The sequence below is a fragment of the Sphaerisporangium sp. NPDC005288 genome (assembly GCF_040607475.1).
In the GTDB taxonomy this organism is placed as follows: domain Bacteria; phylum Actinomycetota; class Actinomycetes; order Streptosporangiales; family Streptosporangiaceae; genus Sphaerisporangium; species Sphaerisporangium rhizosphaerae.
In genome coordinates this window covers 1-18863 of sequence record NZ_JBEXGT010000041.1, presented here as the reverse complement: position 1 = coordinate 18863, position 18863 = coordinate 1, and the positions used below count along the sequence as shown (strand labels likewise).

Sequence of the window (18863 nt, the reverse complement as noted above, 5' to 3'; positions counted from 1 at the left end):
CTTCCGTATTTCTTCACTTCACCGGCACTACGGACATTTCTCCGCCGATTTCTGGGGTGGACATTGAGGCCGCGGAGTAGGTCGCCTCGTCGTCGCCCCGCACACCCCTGGCGTCCTCCGCCGAGGGCCGCGAGGAAACGCGCGGGACGGTCCGCGGAGCTTTCGCGGCGCCCGGGGACGGCGTCCGCCCTGCTCGGCGCCCGCGGCGGCGACAGGCCGCGCGGGCCCGGCTCGCAGGACCGGCGTATCCCGCTTTCACTCGGCTACCATGCCACTTTGGAGACGCCGTAAATTCGTGCGCATTTCCGCCCACACTCGCGTCGTCTCGCAACGATTGGGGGCCTCGAGGTGTCGCGTCGGCTGGTGAACGTCACGCTGGACAACCTTGATGATCTGCCGCGCCGCTGCCGGCGGTGCGTCTTCTGGGAGCTCGACCCGGTCAGCGGCGAGCGGGCCCAGCTGGCCGGCGATCCGGGGCTGGAGAAGGAGGCGTGGATCTCCGCGACCCTGCTCGAGTGGGGCAGCTGCGGCAAGATCTGCTATGTCGACGGCGTGCCGGCCGGTTTCGTGCTTTACGCGCCCCCGCTCTACGTCCCTCGCTCGGTGGCCTTCCCCACCTCGCCGGTCAGCGCGGACGCCGTCCTGCTGATGACCGCGCACATCATCCCCGAGTTCTCCGGGGGTGGGCTCGGCCGCATGCTGATCCAGGGCGTGGCCAAGGACCTGACGCGGCGCGGCGTCCGGGCGATCGAAGCCTTCGGCGACCTCAAGTGGGAGCAGCCCGGCTGTGTCATGCCCGCCGATTACCTGCTCGCGGTCGGGTTCAAGACCGTCCGGCCGCATCTGCGCTTCCCGCGGCTGCGGCTGGAGCTCAAGACCGCGGCGTCGTGGCGTGAGGACGTCGAGGTGGCACTGGAGCGTCTCCTGGGGTCCATGACTCCTGAACGGGCGCTACGCCCCGTCTGAGGCGATCTGAGCCCCGCGCTGCCCCACGCACCACGCCTCCCACGCACCACCTCCCAGGCACCACGGCTCCAACGCACCACCGCCCCATGCATCACAGTTCCCTCTGCACCACAGCTCCCTGTGCACCACCGGCCCGACCGCACCCCCGGGCCCTGCGCACAACAAGAGCCACCGGCATAGACGACCCCAAGGCCGTACGGAGCTTCCGGTACGAACAGAGCCCCCCGCGCCGATGGGCGAGGAGGGCTCTGCTGGGTGGGGTGCCGCCCGGAAGGAGGCGGCGGGGTGGTACGGCTCGCACGGTTGCGGACGGCACGAGCCGCAGGAGCGCCTAGATGACGCCGTCGAGCTCGCGGAGCAGCATGGCCTTCGGCTTGGCGCCGATGATCTGCTTCACGACCTCTCCACCCTTGTAGACGTTCAGCGTCGGGATCTGGAGTACGCCGTAGTCGCGCGGAGTCGCCGGGTTCTCGTCAATGTTGATCTTGACGATGGTCAGCTTGTCGGCGTGCTCGGCGGCGATCTCCTGAAGGACCGGCGCGACCTGGCGGCACGGGGCACACCATTCGGCCCAGAAGTCCACGAGCACCGGCTTGTCGCTCTTGAGCACCTCGGCCTCGAAGGTGGCGTCGGTTACGGACTTGATGTCGCCCACGGTGTTCTCCCCTTAACTGGTGGCGGTGGCGGTTGCGTTGTCCGCGAGCCAGCGTTCGGCGTCGATCGCCGCCGAACAGCCGGTGCCCGCGGCGGTGATGGCCTGGCGGTAGGTGTGGTCGACGACGTCGCCGCAGGCGAAGACGCCGTCCAGGTTGGTCCTGGTGCTCTGCCCCTCGACCTTGATGTAGCCCTCGTCGTCCAGTTTGAGCTGGCCCTTGAACAGGGCGCTGCGCGGGTCGTGCCCGATGGCGACGAACAGGCCGCCGACGGCCAGCTCGGTCTGCTCGCCGGTGTTCACGTTGCGGACGACGACGCCGCTGACCCGGTTCTCGCCGATGATGTCGACGACCTGACTGTCCCAGAGGAAGCGGATCTTCGCGTTCGCGAAGGCGCGGTCCTGCATGATCTTGCTGGCGCGCAGCTCGGAACGGCGGTGGATCACCGTGACCGTCCGGGCGAACCGGCTGAGGAAGGTGGCCTCCTCCATGGCGGTGTCGCCGCCGCCCACGACCACGATGTCCTGGTCGCGGAAGAAGAAGCCGTCACAGGTGGCACACCAGGAGACGCCGCGCCCGGACAGCCGCTTCTCGTTGGGCAGGCCCAGCTCGCGGTACCCCGAACCGGTGGCGACGATGACGGTCTTGGCCAGATAGGTCTCGGTGGGCGTCTTGACCACCTTGGGCGTCTGGGTCAGATCGACCTCGACGACGTCGTCCGCGACCAGCTCGGCGCCGAAGCGCTCGGCCTGCTTGCGGAAGTTGTCCATCAGGTCCGGGCCGAGGATGCCGTCCGGGAAGCCCGGGAAGTTCTCCACGTCGGTGGTGTTCATGAGCGCGCCACCAGCGGTGACCGAGCCCTCGAACACGAGGGGGTTGAGATCCGCGCGTGCCGCGTAGACCGCGGCCGTGTAGCCGGCCGGGCCCGACCCGATGATGATGACGTTACGGACGTCGCTCACGCCTCTCGCCTTTCTGCGCATGGTGGTCCCGGCGCGTCGCCGGTGTGCGTCGCCGCACGCTGCCCGGCTCTGGGGTTATCCGTTGGTGGATGCAGTGGCGTCAACAGATCCTAGGCGTCCGGGATTCCCGTCCCAGGAAAGCCGCGCCTTCCACAAGAAGAAGTCCTCCGCGGAACCCGCGGAGGACTTCTCACGACTCCGGATCGCGAGCAGGCGGGCGCCCGCTCGCGAGCGGCCCTACTGCCAGCGGCTCACCGACGGCGGCCGCATGTTGCGGCAGTTGTCGTCCACGACGTACACCCAGACGGCGTTGTGCAGGCGGTTCTTCCAGAAAGCCATCACCGTGGCCTCGCTGCCCTCGTAGAAGGCCTGGTCGACGCCGATCGGGTTGGGATTCTTGCGCAGGCCGAGCTGGTCGCCCACCTGCTCGGAGATGCGGGTGATGCACCGCATCACCGCGGGATCGCTCGATTCGTCGCCGGTCGAGCCGGGGCCGTAGGCGCCGACGTAGGTGTTCAGCGGCCCTCTGAGCACCGTGTCGGAGTAGTTGAAGTCGCTGCTGGCGATCACGTATTTCCGGCCGGGATGGGCCGGGCCCGTGGTCGCGACGTCCTTCGACGGCTCCGCGCTGGGCGCGGCGGTCGTGGGAACCGGCAGGGCGATGGAACCGTTCCCGGCTCCTCCGTCGGTGCCCGTGGCCGACAGCAGGCCCGCCGATACTCCGGCGACGCCGATGACGACCGCGGCCGCCGCGCTCGCCATCGCGGGCAGTTGCCAGGAACGCCGCCGGGACGCCCTGCGGCGCCTGGCGGGGACGACCGTGCCGTCATCGGCCACGACGCCGAGGCGCACGACCTCCTGCGGCTCTGGGACCTGCGGCGCCGAGGGCCTTGGCGGCTCCTCCACGGCGGCCACCACGGGCACGGCCCGCAACGGCGGCTCACCGACCGTCGAGGGCGGCTCCGGCGCGGTCTCCCACGGGGAATCCGGCATGGCCTCCCAGGGGGAGTCGGCCATGATGCGATCCCAGTCGGGCGCCTCGTCGAGCTTGAGCCCGCCACCGGACCGCCTGGTCTCGGCTTCGGCGCCTAGTGCCTTGTCGATGCGGAGCGCGACGCCCATGGGCATCGCGGGCACCGGCACTCCCGCGAGCATTTCGCGGACCGCCGCCAGGTCGGCGAGGCTCTCCCCACAGGGATCGCATACCGCGAGATGCTCGCGGACCCGCGCGGCCGTGGCGCCGTCGAGAAGACCCTCTGCCAACTCGGCGAGGATCTCCATATCGTAGTGCGTATCACCCGTCACGAAGTTCTGCTCCCTTCGCGGATGAGACGCGAGTTAGGTCCGATCGGTTCCGCAGATGGGAAAGAATCGGGGCAAGTTTGGCACGGCCCCGCGCGCAGCGGCTCTTGACGGTGCCGGTCGGCACGCCCAGCACCTGGGCCGCGTCCTCGACCGAATATCCCATCATGTCCACCAGCACCAGCGCCGCGCGCTGGTCGGCCGGCAGGAGCTTGAGCGCGGCCGTGACCTCCATGGAGACGTCGCGCTCTCCTGTCTGGTCGGGCATCGGAGTGTCCCGCTCGGCCGCCTCGACGAGCTCGTCGTCGGCGACCGGCCGGATGGACTTGCGGCGCATGCGGTCGAGGCAGGCGTTCACGACGATGCGGTGGAGCCAGGTGGTCACGGCCGCTTCGCCGCGGAAGCTGTCGGCCTTGCGGTAGGCGGAGACGAAGGCGTCCTGCACGGCGTCCGCGGCCTCGTCGGGGTCACCGAGCGTACGCAGGGCCACCGCCCACATGCGGTCGCGATGGCGCCGGACGATCTCGCTGAAGGCGTGTGGATCGCCGCCGATATGGCTCGTCAGCAGGTCGGCGTCGGACAACGCGGACCGTGCGGCGTGCTGAGTAGCCGCCGGCGGGCTATCGGGAGGAGGGTTCACAACGCGTGTCCTGTTATGCCGATCCGGGAGAGTGCACCACTACGTCATAGATGGTGCCACGAAACTTCCCCTCAAAGGCCGGAAGGCGCGTAAACCAGATCAAAACGTACCGGCCGGTCGCCGCCTTCTCCGGTGTGAGGGTCACCGTGCCGGAGACGTTCTCCTGCTTGGCGGCTGTTTTCAGCGCCCCGAGATCGGCCGAGTCGCCGACCCGCAGCTCGATGCTGGACCCGGGCGTGTCGCCCAGTGAGACCACCACATCGGCGATCGGCGTCGGCTTGCCCAGCTCGACGAGCAGGCCGACGCCCTTCTTCAGCCCGCCGAGGTCGGCGCTGTTGTACTTGTCGGTGTGCCACTCGGTGGACGGTTTGCCGTCGATGGCCAGGGGGGCCCACTCGGGATGCTCGGAACGGTCGCTGCCCAGCGGGTCGAACCCGTTGGCGCTCGCCGGCCGCACCGTTGTGATCTTGGGCTGGGACGCCTGCGAAGGAGAGGCGGACGCGGAGGGCGCTGTAGGGCGCTTGCCGAGGCTCTGCCCCAAGGTCCACGCGCCGACGCCGACGGCCACGATGACCAGCAGGACCACGACCGTGATCCCGACGCGCCCCGCGACCCCGCCGGAACGGCGCGGCATGGGCGCCATGGGCGGGCGCTGGTGCGCGGTGGTGTGCGACTGGCGGGGCGGCTCGGTGTCGGGCGGGGCCTCCGAGCGCAGGGTCACCGCGGGAGGCGTCGCCGAGACCGGCACGGGCGCGGGCCGCGGCACCTCGGCGAGCGCCTCGGCCACCTGGGCCGGGGTCGCCAGCGCGGGCAGCCCCCGCCGCGGCTCCTGCATCAGGGCGCGGCAGGTGATCGCGTCGAGGAAGCCGGGGACGCCGGCCGTGACCTGGCGCGGCGTGCAGACCTTGCCGTCGTCCATCGGCGCGGGCGGCAGGTCGACGTCGCCGTCACCCGGCCAGGTTCCCGTCAGCGCGGTGTACAGCAGGCGGCCGAGCCCCTGGGCGTCCTCGCGGGCGGCGCTGTCGCTCTCGATGTCGCTGAGGGAGGCGTCGACGGCCAGTCCGAGCAGCTTGACCGTGCTGCCGGCCGTCCAGATGAGACGGTCGGGGGTCAGGCACAGGTGGGCCAGGCCCGCCTCGTGGGCGTGCGCGACCGCCTCGGCGGCCTCGGCCACCAGCGCGGCGGCCCGCTCGGGCGCCATGGGCCCGGAGGAGACCATGTCGGTCAGGGACTCGCCGGTGACCCACTCGCTCACCACGTACGCCTGGCCGTTCTCCTCGGCGGCGTCGAAGACCTGCGTCAGCCGGGGGTCGGTCAGGCGGCTGGCCCTGCGGGCCGCGGTGACGACCTCGGACACGCGGTCGAAGTCGGGGTCCAGCGTGAGGACGCAGACGGGCCGCGCGAGCACCTCGTCGATGGCCTTCCACAACGTGGCGCCACCCGACTCGCTGACGCGGTCTTCCAGGCGGAACCGGTCGGCCAGTCGGCCGCCGGGCTCCACGGCCGGGGCGCTCATGAGGTGATCCTCTCCCTGGTCGCGGGCGATGTCCGTGCGAATGCCCCCACGCCCCTCCTGCTCCTCGTCAGCCGGCGGCGCACGATCGTCACCGTGCGCCGGGCACCATCGTAGTCCGGCGCGGGTCTCGTCCGTGTTGCCCTTTGAACACGGGCGAACCGGACTTCCGGGTTACCTATGACTAGCGGCCTACCCGCCCCGCCACAAGTCCAATGATCGAGCTGATCTCGGCGATGCGCATGCGGTGCGACGTCACCAGGTAGAGCGCCCCGCCGAGCCCACCCCCCGCCACCAGCATGATGGCCGAGCTGAGCGGCGTGACGCCGGCGAACTCCGTGATCGCCCACAACGCGGCCAGCGCGACGACCGCCGCGGGGATGGCGGCGGTGTACATCCGCGAGAGCCCGGAGGCGACGATGCGCCCGCCCAGCCCGCCGCCGACCTTCCGGCTCGCGAGCGTCCAGGCGACCGTCCCGCCGACCACGTACGCCGCGGTGAAGGACGCGGCGAGCCCCATGACGATCAGCCGCGGCGGCAGCGTGAGGTACAGGATGTAGCTCACCGTCGCGTTGACCGCGAGGTTGCCGGCGGCGACGAGCGCCGGGGTGCGGGTGTCGCCGAAGCTGTAGAACACCCGCAGCAGCAGCTGGTAGATCGAGAACGGCACCAGCGCGAGCCCGAAGACCTGCAGGACGTTGCCCATGTTCACCGCGTCGTCGACCGAGGTGCTGCCGTGCCCGAAGATCAGCACCGTCACCGCCGGGCCGAGGACCATCAGCAGCAGCCCGCACGGCACGATCACGCACGACACCAGGCGCACGCCCGAGGCGAACTCCTCGCGGATGGCGCCGTACTCGCCCTCGTGCACGTACCGGCTCATGCGCGGGAGCATCGCGGTGATCACCGAGACCGCGATGATGCCGTAGGGCAGCTGGAAGAGCTGGAAGGCGTAGCTGTAAGAGGCGATGCCGGCGACGTGCTCTTTCCCGGCCTTCGCCGTGGCGCCGGTCGCCAGGTTGGTCGTGACGATGTAGGAAACCTGGTTGAGCAGGACGAACGCGAGCGTCCACACGCCGGCCCGGCCCATCTCGCCCAGCCTGGCGTTGCGCAGGTCGAACCGGGGCACGAACCTGAACCCGGCGCGGTGCACCGAGATCACCAGGACGATCGACTGGATGACGATGCCCGCCGTGGTGCCGAGCCCGAGAAGGGCCAGGTCGGAGCCGGTCACCGCGTGGAGGTTCCCGCCCGCGCGGCTCACGAAGTGGTAGAGCAGGCCGACCCCGATGACCACGACGTTGTTCAGCACGGGCGCCCACATGGGCGCCGCGAACCGGTCGCGGGTGTTCAGGATGGCGCCGGCGATCGCGCCGATGCCGAAGAAGGCGATCTGCGGCAGGATGTAGCGCGCCAGCGTGGTGGCGACCTCGGCGTCGAGCGCCGGCAGGTCGGTGGTCAGCAGCCCGATCAGCAGCGGCGCGCACAGCACGCCCACCACCGCGATCACCACCAGGGCGAGCGTGGCCACGGTCATCAGCCGCTGCTCGTAGGCGCGCCCGCCGTCGGCGTCGTGCTTCTGCGCCTTGACGATCATGGGGACGATGACGCTGCTGAGCACGCCGCCGATGAGCAGGTCGAACAGGATGAACGGGATCGTGTACGCGATGTTGTAGGCGTCGCCCAGGGCGGCGACGCCGATGGCCGAGGCGAGCACCGCCGTGCGCACGAAGCCGGTCAGGCGGGACACCATGGTGCCCGCGGCCATGATCGCGCTGGCGCGCAACATCCGGCTCATGAAGGCCCCTCTCGCTGCTGTGCCGGTTCGGGTACGGACTGCGGCCGGCCGCGTATGGCGCCCCGCGTCCTGGCCGCCTTGCGTGAGCGGCGCCGCAGGACGCGCAGCAGCACCGCGGCGAGCATCACGGCCACGGCCGCGCCCACGATCACCAGCGCGATGGCGGCGTACCCCGTGGTGCGCACCGAGACCTCCACCGGAGCGCCGTAGCGGATGCCGTCGGCGGTGGTGAGCTGCACCTTCACCGTCGTGTCGCCGCCGTTGCCGTTGACGGTCATCGGGATGTCGATCGGCCGCGTCTTGCCGGGACTGATCGTCACCGGCGACTCGTAGGCGCCGATGGTGAGCAGCTTGCGGTCGCCGGAGGTGATCCGCACGCCGACGGTGACCTCCTGGTCGCCGAGGTCGTTGCGGATGCTGATCGGCACGGTGCCGTTCTTGCCGGCGAGCGTGCGCCCTTCGCGGCCGGTGATCGAGACGGCGTCGGTGCGGGTGGTCACGGCCGCGTCGAGCTGCTTGAGCAACGGCCCGGCCGCGCCGGCGCGGCCGCGCCAGGCCGTCGAGGCGGCGCGGAGCACGGCGGTGTCGAAGACCCTGCGGTGGTCGGCGCTGACCGTGGCGGTCAGCTCGGCCCGCCTGCTGAGCTTCCTGACCCCGCCGATGTAGGCCCGGCTCAGCTCGGCCTGGCGGTCCTTGTCGGTGTAGACGAGGTCGGTGCGGGGGATCGCGGTGTCGGCCGAGGGCTTCACCGAGCCCAGGGAGACGGGCTTGAGCCAGGGCGCCGAGGCCGCCGTCTTGAGCAGCGCGGTGACGAAAGCCGGGTCGGGGTTCCACCGGCGTGGCGGCGCCGCGACGACCGCGCGCGACTCGGTGGGGCGCTCGGCGCTGATCATCGCGGTCTCGGCGAGGAAGCGCTGGGTGGTGAGGGCCGCCACGCCCGGCCCGGAGGTGCCGGTCGTCGCGACCAGCTCGCTCAGCACGGGGTCGGCCAGCAGCACGCGCACCGGCCGCTTGACGGTGTCCACCGTGGCGGCGGAGTCGGGGGTGTAGGTGACGGGGGTGCTCGGGGGGAGCGCCGAGGCGTTCAGCAGCACCGTGCGCACGTCGCCGACGGCCAGGACGTCCAGCGCGTCGCGGTCGATCACCCCGGCCGCGGGCCAGTTCACGGCGGTGGTGACGTCCTTGCCGAGCGCCTCGGTGGCGACGGCGGCGCCCTGCTTGAGCGCGGTGCCGGTGACGGTGTCCATTCCGTGGTGGTTGACCGCGGTGATGTCCGGATCGGCGTAGGGAAGGGCGGACACGGGGACGTCCTGCAACGCGGTGCGCAGCCGCTGGAGCCATTGCGATGTGGTCTGGTCGCCCGGCCGGCTCTCGGCCTTGTCGCCGGACTTGAGGGTGTACCCCTTGGCCATGGCTTGGGCGTCGTCGAGCACCGCCGGGTCGACGAACCAGGTCACGCCCTTGGCGGAGGTCTCGGCCAGCTTGAGGATCTTGCCCAGGCGGCCGTCGTCGGCCACGGCGTCGTGCAGGGCGTCGTCCACGAAGGTGGCGTCGTCGCCGCGGTGGGGCTGGTCGGCGAGGGGGAGAGCCCAGGAGATCTTCGTGCGGGCGACCTGCTGGCCGGCTGGGGCGTAGGGCAGGAACGTGCGCTGCGCGGCGAGCGGCCGCCCGGCCGCGTCGATGATCTGGATGGTGAGGGGATAGACGCCGAAGCGGAATATGCCGAGCTTCGCCGGGGTGGTGGCGAACTCGAAGGGGACCTTCTGCGAGGCCACCAGCTGGCCGACCACCAGGGACTCGCGGGTGGAGTCCAGCATGGGGCCGCCGTCGGCGAACGCCTGCATCTCGGCGCGGGTGGCGAACGGCTGGCGGGAGAAGCGCAGTTGGAGCGTGAGGGAGTTGAGGGTGGTGCCGCCGGTGTTGGCGACGGCCCCGGAGATCTTCAGTTCGGTGGTGGAATCGCGGGGCGCCTGGGGCGTGATCGAGTTGACCACGATCTGGGTCTCCTGCCGGCCCGACGTCGAGGCGTCAGCCTGGCGGACCCGGGCCGTGGTCTGCGCGTCGGCCGCAAGGCCCCGGGGCGCGGTCGCGGCGTGGGCGGGGCGTGCCTGGGGCGCGGCGGCGACCTGTGCGGTTCCCGCCCCGGCCGGACCGGCCGAGGCACCGGCGACGGCCGCCGGCGTGAGGAACGCGGCGGTCAGCGCGACGATCAGGGCGGCTCCGCGGGTCACGTGCCGGCCAGGGGTGGAGTTGGGCGCACGCCCAGAATGGTATGGCCTAAAGCAGAGCGGGCGGCGATTCGCAGCGGGGGGCGCCCCTCACCGGCCGCACCTCGCGCGTGCCCGGCATGCGCACCGTCCTGTGCCGGGGGGACTCCAGGTCGACGTGCTTGCCGCGGGTGAGAGACAGCAGGTCGAGGGCCCTCAGACGCAGTGCCGTGCGCCGTTCGCCGGTCGGGGTGTAGACCAGGGCGTCGGGGTCGCCGTGCTCGGCCAGGCGCTCGTCGATCAGCACGGTGAGGTCGTCCGGGAGCAGCAGGGGTGACACGCTTGTGGCGGCGTAGTCGGTGGCGGAGTTCACCAGGAAGGCGGGCGCGGGACGCACCCGGCGGGCGCCGAGCAGGGCCCCGACGGCTCCCGGCCGCGGAGGCGAGGCGACCGTGGTGACCACGGCCACGGGCTCGCGCTGGTTGCGGGTGGTGACCTCGTAGACCGTCACCCGAATGCACGAAGCGGGGTCGACGTGGAGAATGGCGGGGAGGTCGTCGGCGCATGTCAAGGCGCGGGGAAGCCGTACGATCTCATGGTGGATCTGGTGGGACAGGAGCCGGCGGTGGATCGCGAGGGCGTCTTTCATCTCTCGTGCTCCTTGTCTTGTCCGGGTGCCCCCGACAGACCTACGACCGACCGTAACCTGGTGATCGCTCGGGGTGTATCCCCGGGTGGGTTACACCAGGGCTAGCTCGGAGATCTGCTTCCGTAACCGAAGGACCTACCCAGCTTGTCCGTCTCAAATCTGAGCGTTAGTCAGCAGAGGGCCGTGATCGACCTATTTCGGCGGATCGCCCCGATCGCCGATGAGCTCGGCGACCTGTTCGCCGCGCACCGGCACGAGCTCGCCGTCGTCGGCGGCTCGGTTCGCGACGTCTTCCTCGGCCGCATCGGCAACGACCTCGACCTGACCACCGACGCGCGCCCAGAGCGGGTGCTGGAAATCGTCAAAGACTGGGCCGACTCCATCTGGACCATCGGCATCGACTTCGGCACGGTCGGCGTCCGCAAGGGCAACTGGGTCCTGGAGATCACGACCTACCGCAGCGAGTCCTACGACCCCAAGTCGCGCAAGCCCGAGGTCGTCTACGGCGACACCCTCGAAGCCGACCTGGAGCGCCGTGACTTCGCGGTCAACGCCATGGCCGTGCGGCTCCCCGGGCACGAGTTCGTCGACCCGTACGGCGGCCTGTCCGACCTGTCCGCCAAGGTGATGCGCACCCCGGGCACGCCCGAGCAGTCCTTCGACGACGATCCGCTGAGGATGCTCAGGGCCGCCCGCTTCGCCTCCCAGCTCGGCTTCACCGTCGACCCCGCCGTGGTCGCCGCCATGACCTCGATGGCCGACCGCATCGAGATCGTGTCCGCCGAGCGCATCCGCGACGAGCTCGACAAGCTGCTCTGCGGCGACGACCCGCGATCCGGCCTCGGGCTCCTGGTCGACACCGGCCTGGCCGCCCACGTCCTGCCCGAGCTGCCCAAGCTGCGGCTCGAGATCGACGAGCACCACCGCCACAAGGACGTCTACGAGCACACCCTCATCGTCCTCGAGCAGGCCATCGCCCTGGAGACCGCCGGGCCCGACCGCGTCCTGCGGTGGGCGGCCCTGCTGCACGACATCGGCAAGCCCAAGACGCGGCGGTACGAGGAGGCCGGACGGGTCTCCTTCCACCACCACGAGGTCGTGGGCGCGCAGATGGTCAAGAAGCGCCTCGGCGAGCTGCGCTTCCCCAAGGACGTCGTCGCCGACGTCTCCCAGCTGGTCGAACTGCACCTGCGCTTCCACGGCTACGGCACCGGCGAGTGGACCGACTCCGCCGTGCGCCGGTACGTCCGCGACGCCGGCCACCTGCTGGAGCGGCTGCACAAGCTCACCCGCGCCGACTGCACCACCCGCAACAAGCGCAAGGCGCAAGCCCTGTCGCGCACCTACGACGACCTGGAAGTGCGCATAGCCCGCCTCGCCGACGAGGAGGAGCTGGCCAAGATGCGGCCCGAGCTGGACGGCAACGAGATCCAGCAGGTCCTCGGCGTCGGCCCGGGCCCCGTGGTCGGCAAGGCGTACAAGTTCCTGCTGGACATGCGCCTCGACCAGGGGATCGTCGGCAAGGACGCCGCCCGCGAAGCTCTCCTGACCTGGGCCCGCGACCAGGACCTCCTCCCCGGCTCCGCCTGACCGTCCTGGGAGGGCCCTGCTCGCTGATCTCGGTGGACGGGTTGCCGAGGCGGAGGCGGGCCCCGATTAGGGTGGCGGGATGGACGCCGAGAAGCTGCGCGAGCTCGACCGCAGGCACCTGTGGCACCCGTACACCGCCGCGGCCGCGGCGGTGGCGGCGCACCCGGTGACCAGGGCCGAGGGCGTCCGGCTGACGCTCGCCGACGGCCGTGAGCTCATCGACGGGATGTCGTCCTGGTGGTCGGCGATCCACGGGTACGGGCACCCTCGGCTGGACGCGGCGGTACGCGACCAGCTCGGTGATATGGCGCATGTGATGTTCGGCGGCCTCACCCACGAGCCGGCCGTCCGCCTGGCGCGGCGCCTGGCCGAGATGACCGGCCTCCCCAAGGTCTTCCTCGCCGACTCCGGGTCGGTGGCCGTCGAGGTCGCGATCAAGATGGCCGTGCAGGCCACCGGTAAGAGCCGCCTGCTCACCGTGAAGGGCGGGTACCACGGCGACACCTTCGGGGCGATGTCGGTCTGCGATCCGGTGAACGGCATGCACCACCTGTTCGGCGGCGTCCTTCCCGCCCACGTCTTCGCCGATCGTCCCCCCGCCGACTATGGTCTGCGCCCCAGAGCCTCCTCGCCCTCGGCGCCTGGCCGCCCGCCGGCCGGACCGGAGATCTCCGGCGGATCGTCGGAGCCGGCGATCCCCGGCGGATCGGCCGAACCGGCACGCCCCGGCGTCTCGGCCGAACCGGCGATCCCTGACGAGGCGTATCTGCGCCATCTCGACGTGATGGTCGCACGGCACGCCGGTGAGCTGGCGGCGATCATCGTCGAGCCGGTGGTGCAGGGCGCGGGCGGCATGCGGTTCTACCATCCCGCCTACCTGCGCAGGCTGCGGGAACTGGCCGACGAGCACGGCATCCTGCTCATCGCCGACGAGATCGCGACCGCCTTCGGGCGCACGGGCGAGATGTTCGGCTGCGACCACGCGGGCGTCCGGCCGGACATCATGTGCGTGGGCAAGGCCCTGACCGGCGGCTACCTGACCATGGCCGCCGCCCTGTGCACCGAGGAGGTGGCCGAGCGCATCGGGGTGCTCATGCACGGTCCCACCTTCATGGCCAACCCGCTGGCCGCGGCGGTCGCCGACGCCTCCCTCACCCTGCTGGGCGAACGGCCCTGGCAGGAGGAGGTCAAGCGCATCGAGGCCGCGCTCGCCGAGGGCCTGGCCCCCGCCGTGGGCGCTCCCGGCGTCCGGGACGTCCGCGTCCTGGGGGCGATCGGCGTGGTCGAGACGGCCGAGCCGGTGGACGTGGAGAAGATGCAGAATGTCGTGATGGCGCACGGCGTCTGGCTGCGACCCTTCGGCCGCCTCCTCTACACCATGCCGCCCTACTGCACCGGCCCGGGCGACCTCGCCGCGATCACGGGGGCGATGACGGCCGCCGTGGCCACGCTGAGCCCCTGATCCACGCTCGGCCGAACGGGGCCGGGTGGCACCGGCGTGCGACGGAGGTTCAGCGGGCGGCCTGCTGCGGCTGGGCGGGGCGGGTGGTGACGCCGACGACCAGCCGGTAGACCACGGCGCTGGCGACGTACCCGACGGAGGCGATCAGCAGGACCGTGTACGACTTGCCGTTGGCCGGCAGGAAGAGCGCGGCGGCCGCGGCGGCGGCGACCAGCATGCCGTTGAAGAGCATGTCGTAGATGGAGAAGACCCGCCCGAGATAGGCGTCCTCGACGTCGCGCTGCACGATCGTGTCGGTGCAGATCTTCACGCTCTGCCCCGTCACGCCGAGGACGAAGCCCATGGCCACGAAGCCGATCTCCTGGAACGGCAGGCAGAGCGCCAGCATCAGTACTCCTCCGGTGGCCAGCATGATCGGAATCCATGCCTCGGGGCGGAAGCGCTCGGTGGCCCACGGCGTGATGAGCGCGGCCATGAAGAAGCCGGCGCCGGAGCTCGCCAGCACGCCGGTGACCTCGTTCAGGCCGGCCTCGACGTCGGAGGTGAAGTAGTACCGGTAGAGCATCACGGTCATGACGATCGTCAGCCCGTACAGGAACCGGTGGGCGGCCATGCTGCCCAGCGCGGCCGCCGGAGCCCGCAGATGCACCACGTGGCGCGCACCGTCGATCAGGCCGCTCATGACGTGACGCACCGCCTGGCGGGTCTGCGGCAGGTTCGGGTCGAACGAGGGGCCGAGCAGATCCCTGTGCATGGTGGAGGCGATGAGGGCGCTCATTCCGAACACCACGCCCGAGACGATCAGCAGTCCGGCGGTGCCGCTGTGCTCGGGGCCGAAGGCCAGCCGGAGCAGATAGCCCGCGCCCGCGCCGACGAACGTGGCGACCGTGCCCGACGTCGGAGTGACGGCGTTGGCCAGCAGCAGGCGCTCCTCCTCGACCACGTGCGGAAGCGACGCGCTCAGCGCGGACAGGAAGAAGCGGTTGACGCCGAGCACCGCGAGGGCCGCCGCGTAGAAGCACCAGTCGGGGGTGCCCAGCGCCACGAGCAGCGCGGCCCCCAGGAGGAGCACGCCGCGGACGATCGGGGCGATGACCAGGATCTGCCGCCGCGACCAGCGGTCGATGAACACCCCGGCGAAGGGCCCGAGCACGGAGTAGGGCAGCAGCAGCACCGCGAACGCGATGGCGGCCTCGGCGGCGCTCGTCTGCTTCTCCGGGGTGAAGAAGGCATAGCCGGCCACGGCGAACTGGAAGACGCCGTCCGAGAACTGCGAGACCAGGCGGGTGGCGTAGAGACGTCTGAAGTCCCGGCCTCGAAGGACGGCACGGAGGTCGGAGACGAATGACACGCGGGCCAGCCTACTGGGCATGTGTCGTGGAACACATCGGGAACAACCCTGATTCGCCCCCAACAGGTGATGAACCATCCCGGTCGATCCGGCCGCAGGAGCCGGTGCCGTCGCTTCCTCGGCCGGCGGCCCCACCGTGCCCGGGCTTCCGGTACCACCTGCGAGGTGGAAGGCGGTTTTCCAGCGGATCCGCTTGGCGTCAGGTAGAGGCTTGGCCCACCGGGAATGACGAATCATCACCTAGGTGTGACCGTTTTCCGGCCCGGCCGCCGTGAGAGCACTTCAGCGCAGTCCGTCTACCCGACATGATCACGTACCCTCGGTCAGGTGACCCATGACGAACATGTCGTGCTTGTGAACGCGCGGGGTGAGGCGGTCGGCACCGCCGCCAAGACGGTCGTGCACGGGGCCGACACCCCGCTGCATCTGGCGTTCTCGTGCTATGTGTTCGACGGCGAGGGACGGGTCCTGCTCACCCGGCGCGCCTCGCACAAACGCACCTGGCCCGGAGTGTGGACCAACAGCTGTTGCGGACACCCGCTGCCCGGGGAGCCGCTGGCCGAGGCGGTCGGGCGCAGGCTGTCCCACGAGCTCGGCCTGAAGGCCGACGACGTCGAGCTGATGCTCCCCGGTTTCGCCTACCGCGCGGTGATGCGGGACGGAACGGTGGAGAACGAGATGTGCCCGGTCTACCGGGCCGTGGTGTCCGCCGAGCCGTCTCCGAACCCCGAGGAGGTCGGCGACGCCCGCTGGATGCCGTGGAAGGAGTTCACCGACGACGTCATGTGCGGCCTGCTGGCGATCTCACCGTGGTGCGGGGAACAGGTGCCGCTGCTGGCGGCCCTCGGCTCCGACCCTTATACCTGGCCCACCGCCGACCCCGCCGACCTGCCGCCCGCCGCCCGCGTCCCGTCCTCGGGGACCTGACGCACCTGCTCACCCAAGGCGTACGAGACGCGGAAGACGCCCATGGTTTCACGTGGAACCATGGGCGTCTTCTGTTCCGGCTTCGTGGTCAGCGCTCGACTTCGCCGCGGATGAACTTTTCAACAGCGTCGCGCGCGTCGTCGTCGGAGTACTGCTCCGGCGGCGACTTCATGAAGTAGGACGACGCCGACAGAATGGGGCCGCCGATGCCGCGGTCCATGGCGATCTTGGCGGCACGGACGGCGTCGATGATGACGCCGGCGGAGTTCGGGGAGTCCCACACCTCGAGCTTGTACTCCAGGTTCAGCGGGGTGTCGCCGAAGGAGCGGCCCTCCAGGCGGACGTAGGCCCACTTGCGGTCGTCCAGCCACGGCACGTGGTCGGAGGGGCCGATGTGGACGTCGGCCTTCGCCATCTCGTGCGGGATCTGCGAGGTGACCGACTGCGTCTTGGAGATCTTCTTGGACTGGAGGCGCTTGCGCTCCAGCATGTTCATGAAGTCCATGTTGCCGCCGAAGTTGAGCTGGTAGGTGCGCAGCAGCTCGACCCCGCGATCTTCGAAGAGCTTGGCCATGACGCGGTGGGTGATGGTGGCGCCGACCTGGGACTTGATGTCGTCGCCGACGATGGGGAGGCCGGCGTCGGTGAACTTTTGCGCCCAGACCGGGTCGGAGGCGATGAAGACCGGCAGCGCGTTGACGAAGGCGACGCCCGCGTCGATGGCGCACTGCGCGTAGTAGCGGTCGGCATCCTCCGAGCCCACGGGGAGATAGGAGACCAGGACGTCCGCCTTGGCGGCCTTGAGCGCGGCGACCACGTCGACCGGCTGCTCGTCCGACTCCTCGATCATCTCGAGGTAGTACTCCCCAAGACCGTCATATGTGGGGCCACGCTGCACGGTGACGCCGGTCGGCGGCACGTCGCAGATCTTGATGGTGTTGTTCTCCGAGGCGACGATCGCCTCGGACAGGTCGCGCCCGACCTTCTTGGCGTCGACGTCGAAGGCGGCCACGAACTGGACGTCACCGACGTGGTAGTCACCGAACTGGACATGCATCAGACCGGGCACCCGGACGCCGGGATCGGCGTCCCGGTAGTAATGCACGCCCTGGACCAGCGCTGCGGCACAGTTGCCGACACCGACGATGGCTACGCGCACGGAACCCATGGCACTCGCTCCTTTACTCGTTCGTCTCATCAGGAACGGGCTCGGCGTCCTGCGCCTGTGCCCTGTCCGCTCTTGCCCGGACGGCTTGCGCTCGTTCGGTATCGATCAACTCGTTCAGCCAGCGCACCTCGCGCTCGACCGATTCCAAGCCGTGGCGCTGTAATTCCAGGGTGTAGCTGTCGAGCCGCTCGCGCGTGCGGGCGAGAGCGGTGCGCACCCCGTCGAGCCGCTCTTCGAGGCGGCTTCTGCGGCCTTCGAGGATGCGCAGCCGGACCTCGGCCTCGGTGTGGCGGAAGAAGGCGAAGTGGACGCCGAAGCTCTCGTCCTCCCAGGAGGACGGGCCCGCCTGGGTGAGCAGCTCGTGGAGCCGCTCCTTGCCTTCGGCCGTCAGCTTGTACACGATCTTCGACCGGCGCCCGGTGAGCGGCAGGCCGCTGTCGAGCGCGGTCTGCGACCCGGTGCCGGCGGCGGTCTCCTCCGGCGTCTCCTCGGCGATCAGCCCGTTCGCGAGCAGCTGCCGCAGGCAGGGATAGAGCGAACCGTAGGAGAACGCACGGAACATGCCGAGCAGGGCGTTGAGCCGTTTGCGCAGCTCGTAGCCGTGCAAGGGCGTCTCGTGGAGCGAGCCGAGCACGGCCAGTTCCAGCACTCCGCCTTTGCCGACCGCCACTGGAACCGCCCCCTCTCGCAGCGATGTGTCCCGTCGATGTATCGAGCCGATACATCCTGAGGATACGTCGCGTCGGCATACTGCGCAATCAAGAAATCCGTCAAGCGGTTGGGCGGAATAGATAAAAAAGTCGTAGTCTGACGCTCATGTGGTCACAGCGAGGGGTCGTGGACTACGGCCTCGCGAAGCGAGCGACGATCCTGTCGCTTCGCTCCGGCCGCACGGCCAGGCGTGATGTGTGCGATGCGCATCCCTACCTCTTGCGTGCCGCTCGGTACCACGGTGAGCCGACGGAGCGCGTCTGCCCCATCTGTGAGCACCGGAACGTGACCCATGTCACATACGTGTACGGTGACGCGCTGGGTCGCAGCGCAGGGCGCGTAAAGGCCACGTCAGACCTTGTTCAGATGGCCCGCGAATACGAGGAATTCCGGGTCTACGTTGTCGAGGTCTGCCAAGGTTGCTCATGGAATCACCTGACGGTTTCCTTCGTCCTGGGCAATGGCGGGCCACCGGGCAGCTCGGACACCATGCGACAGATCGACTCCGACTCAGGCGGGGACCCCGCGGAGACGTAGCCATGCGCAGTCGAGTTCCCCCCGGGAGGCACGTTCTCCGCCTGCCGCAGACAGACGTCGAAGACCTCCAGATCGCCAGATGACCCAACGAGGACGCGTGAGTTACAGCAGCTATGGCCCAGAGCCGACCGGTCGCCCCGAGCAAGCCGAGGGCGCCGGTGGATCAGCTCGTCCCGGGCGGCGCCGTCGCTCTCCGCAAGGGGACGCGCCCGCCGGTGGATACCCCGCGCCGCGGTCGGCGCCCGCGTACGACCAGGGCTCCGCGCCCGCGTACGACCAGGGCTCGGCTCGGCGCGCGGCGCCGCAGCAGAGTGCCGACGCCGGGTGGGACACCCGGTCGTCGCCGGGACGCTCCGGCGCGGCGCCCCGTCCCCGCCCGGCCGCCGCGGACCCGCGTGCCCGGGCCGGCGACCCGCGCAGGGGTCCC

The 18863-nt window shown here is 70.4% G+C and carries 16 protein-coding genes; 5 read left to right on the top strand and 11 right to left on the bottom strand.

The genetic code is table 11. The features are described 5' to 3' along the window. Positions 1–348 precede the first annotated feature (348 nt). Positions 349–966 (top strand): GNAT family N-acetyltransferase, encoded by a 618-nt coding sequence (locus tag ABZU32_RS31210; RefSeq protein WP_354927640.1) that lies wholly within the window; start codon positions 349–351, stop codon positions 964–966. A 331-nt stretch (positions 967–1297) separates the two neighbouring features. Here ABZU32_RS31210 and trxA read toward each other — a convergent pair whose 3' ends face one another. The 8 genes from trxA to ABZU32_RS31170 form a co-directional block, all read right to left on the bottom strand. After that, on the bottom strand, positions 1298–1621 hold the full coding sequence (gene trxA, locus ABZU32_RS31205; RefSeq protein ID WP_354852124.1) for a thioredoxin: 324 nt from the start codon (positions 1619–1621) through the stop codon (positions 1298–1300). A 12-nt stretch (positions 1622–1633) separates the two neighbouring features. Next, positions 1634–2581, bottom strand: coding sequence for a thioredoxin-disulfide reductase (gene trxB, locus ABZU32_RS31200; RefSeq protein WP_354927638.1), 948 nt, complete (start codon positions 2579–2581; stop codon positions 1634–1636). 237 nt (positions 2582–2818) lie between these two features. Further along, on the bottom strand, positions 2819–3886 hold the full coding sequence (locus tag ABZU32_RS31195) for a zf-HC2 domain-containing protein (RefSeq protein ID WP_354927636.1): 1068 nt from the start codon (positions 3884–3886) through the stop codon (positions 2819–2821). After that, positions 3876–4523 (bottom strand): RNA polymerase sigma factor SigM, encoded by a 648-nt coding sequence (gene sigM / locus ABZU32_RS31190; RefSeq protein ID WP_354927634.1) that lies wholly within the window; start codon positions 4521–4523, stop codon positions 3876–3878. Before sigM ends, ABZU32_RS31195 begins: the two co-directional genes overlap by 11 nt. Before the next feature lie 13 nt (positions 4524–4536). Then, positions 4537–6039 (bottom strand): protein kinase family protein, encoded by a 1503-nt coding sequence (locus tag ABZU32_RS31185; RefSeq protein ID WP_354927632.1) that lies wholly within the window; start codon positions 6037–6039, stop codon positions 4537–4539. Between the two features lie 181 nt (positions 6040–6220). Further along, entirely contained in the window at positions 6221–7834 is a 1614-nt protein-coding gene (gene murJ, locus ABZU32_RS31180; protein WP_354927630.1) for a murein biosynthesis integral membrane protein MurJ, read from the bottom strand. Next, complete coding sequence (locus tag ABZU32_RS31175; protein ID WP_354927628.1) at positions 7831–10065, bottom strand: DUF6049 family protein; 2235 nt, start codon at positions 10063–10065, stop codon at positions 7831–7833. Before ABZU32_RS31175 ends, murJ begins: the two co-directional genes overlap by 4 nt. Positions 10066–10111: 46 nt before the next feature. Next, positions 10112–10690, bottom strand: coding sequence for a YbaK/EbsC family protein (locus ABZU32_RS31170; protein ID WP_354852112.1), 579 nt, complete (start codon positions 10688–10690; stop codon positions 10112–10114). Positions 10691–10873: 183 nt separating this feature from the next. Here ABZU32_RS31170 and ABZU32_RS31165 point away from each other — a divergent pair, with 183 nt between their 5' ends. Together ABZU32_RS31165 and ABZU32_RS31160 are read left to right on the top strand one after the other, a co-directional pair. Further along, positions 10874–12280: a CCA tRNA nucleotidyltransferase gene (locus tag ABZU32_RS31165; protein ID WP_354852110.1), complete on the top strand. Its 1407-nt coding sequence runs from the start codon at positions 10874–10876 to the stop codon at positions 12278–12280. A gap of 79 nt (positions 12281–12359) precedes the next feature. Beyond that, positions 12360–13742, top strand: coding sequence for an aspartate aminotransferase family protein (locus ABZU32_RS31160; RefSeq protein WP_354927626.1), 1383 nt, complete (start codon positions 12360–12362; stop codon positions 13740–13742). Between the two features lie 49 nt (positions 13743–13791). Here the strand turns inward: ABZU32_RS31160 and ABZU32_RS31155 are convergent, their stop codons facing one another. Next, on the bottom strand, positions 13792–15093 hold the full coding sequence (locus ABZU32_RS31155) for an MFS transporter (RefSeq protein WP_354927624.1): 1302 nt from the start codon (positions 15091–15093) through the stop codon (positions 13792–13794). Positions 15094–15420: 327 nt separating this feature from the next. On the opposite strand from ABZU32_RS31155, the gene idi reads away from it, so the two are divergent. Further along, positions 15421–16020, top strand: a complete 600-nt coding sequence (idi, locus tag ABZU32_RS31150; protein WP_354852104.1) for an isopentenyl-diphosphate Delta-isomerase — start codon at positions 15421–15423, stop codon at positions 16018–16020. Between the two features lie 88 nt (positions 16021–16108). On the opposite strand, the gene ABZU32_RS31145 is transcribed toward idi, so the two are convergent. Continuing rightward, a complete protein-coding gene (locus tag ABZU32_RS31145; protein ID WP_354927622.1) occupies positions 16109–17188 on the bottom strand; it encodes an inositol-3-phosphate synthase in 1080 nt (359 codons plus the stop codon). Positions 17189–17201: 13 nt separating this feature from the next. Beyond that, positions 17202–17858: a PadR family transcriptional regulator gene (locus ABZU32_RS31140; protein WP_354852100.1), complete on the bottom strand. Its 657-nt coding sequence runs from the start codon at positions 17856–17858 to the stop codon at positions 17202–17204. A gap of 146 nt (positions 17859–18004) precedes the next feature. On the opposite strand from ABZU32_RS31140, the gene ABZU32_RS31135 reads away from it, so the two are divergent. Next, on the top strand, positions 18005–18436 hold the full coding sequence (locus ABZU32_RS31135; protein WP_354852098.1) for a DUF5318 family protein: 432 nt from the start codon (positions 18005–18007) through the stop codon (positions 18434–18436). The last annotated feature ends 427 nt before the right edge of the window (positions 18437–18863 follow it).

Bases quoted from the DNA above. Each gene is read 5' to 3' on its own strand.
- ABZU32_RS31185 (WP_354927632.1), bottom strand. From the start codon at position 6,039: ATGAGCGCCCCGGCCGTGGAGCCCGGCGGCCGACTGGCCGACCGGTTC.
- murJ (WP_354927630.1), bottom strand. From the start codon at position 7,834: ATGAGCCGGATGTTGCGCGCCAGCGCGATCATGGCCGCGGGCACCATG.
- ABZU32_RS31170 (WP_354852112.1), bottom strand. From the start codon at position 10,690: ATGAAAGACGCCCTCGCGATCCACCGCCGGCTCCTGTCCCACCAGATC.
- ABZU32_RS31160 (WP_354927626.1), top strand. From the start codon at position 12,360: ATGGACGCCGAGAAGCTGCGCGAGCTCGACCGCAGGCACCTGTGGCAC.
- ABZU32_RS31145 (WP_354927622.1), bottom strand. From the start codon at position 17,188: ATGGGTTCCGTGCGCGTAGCCATCGTCGGTGTCGGCAACTGTGCCGCA.
- ABZU32_RS31135 (WP_354852098.1), top strand. From the start codon at position 18,005: ATGTGGTCACAGCGAGGGGTCGTGGACTACGGCCTCGCGAAGCGAGCG.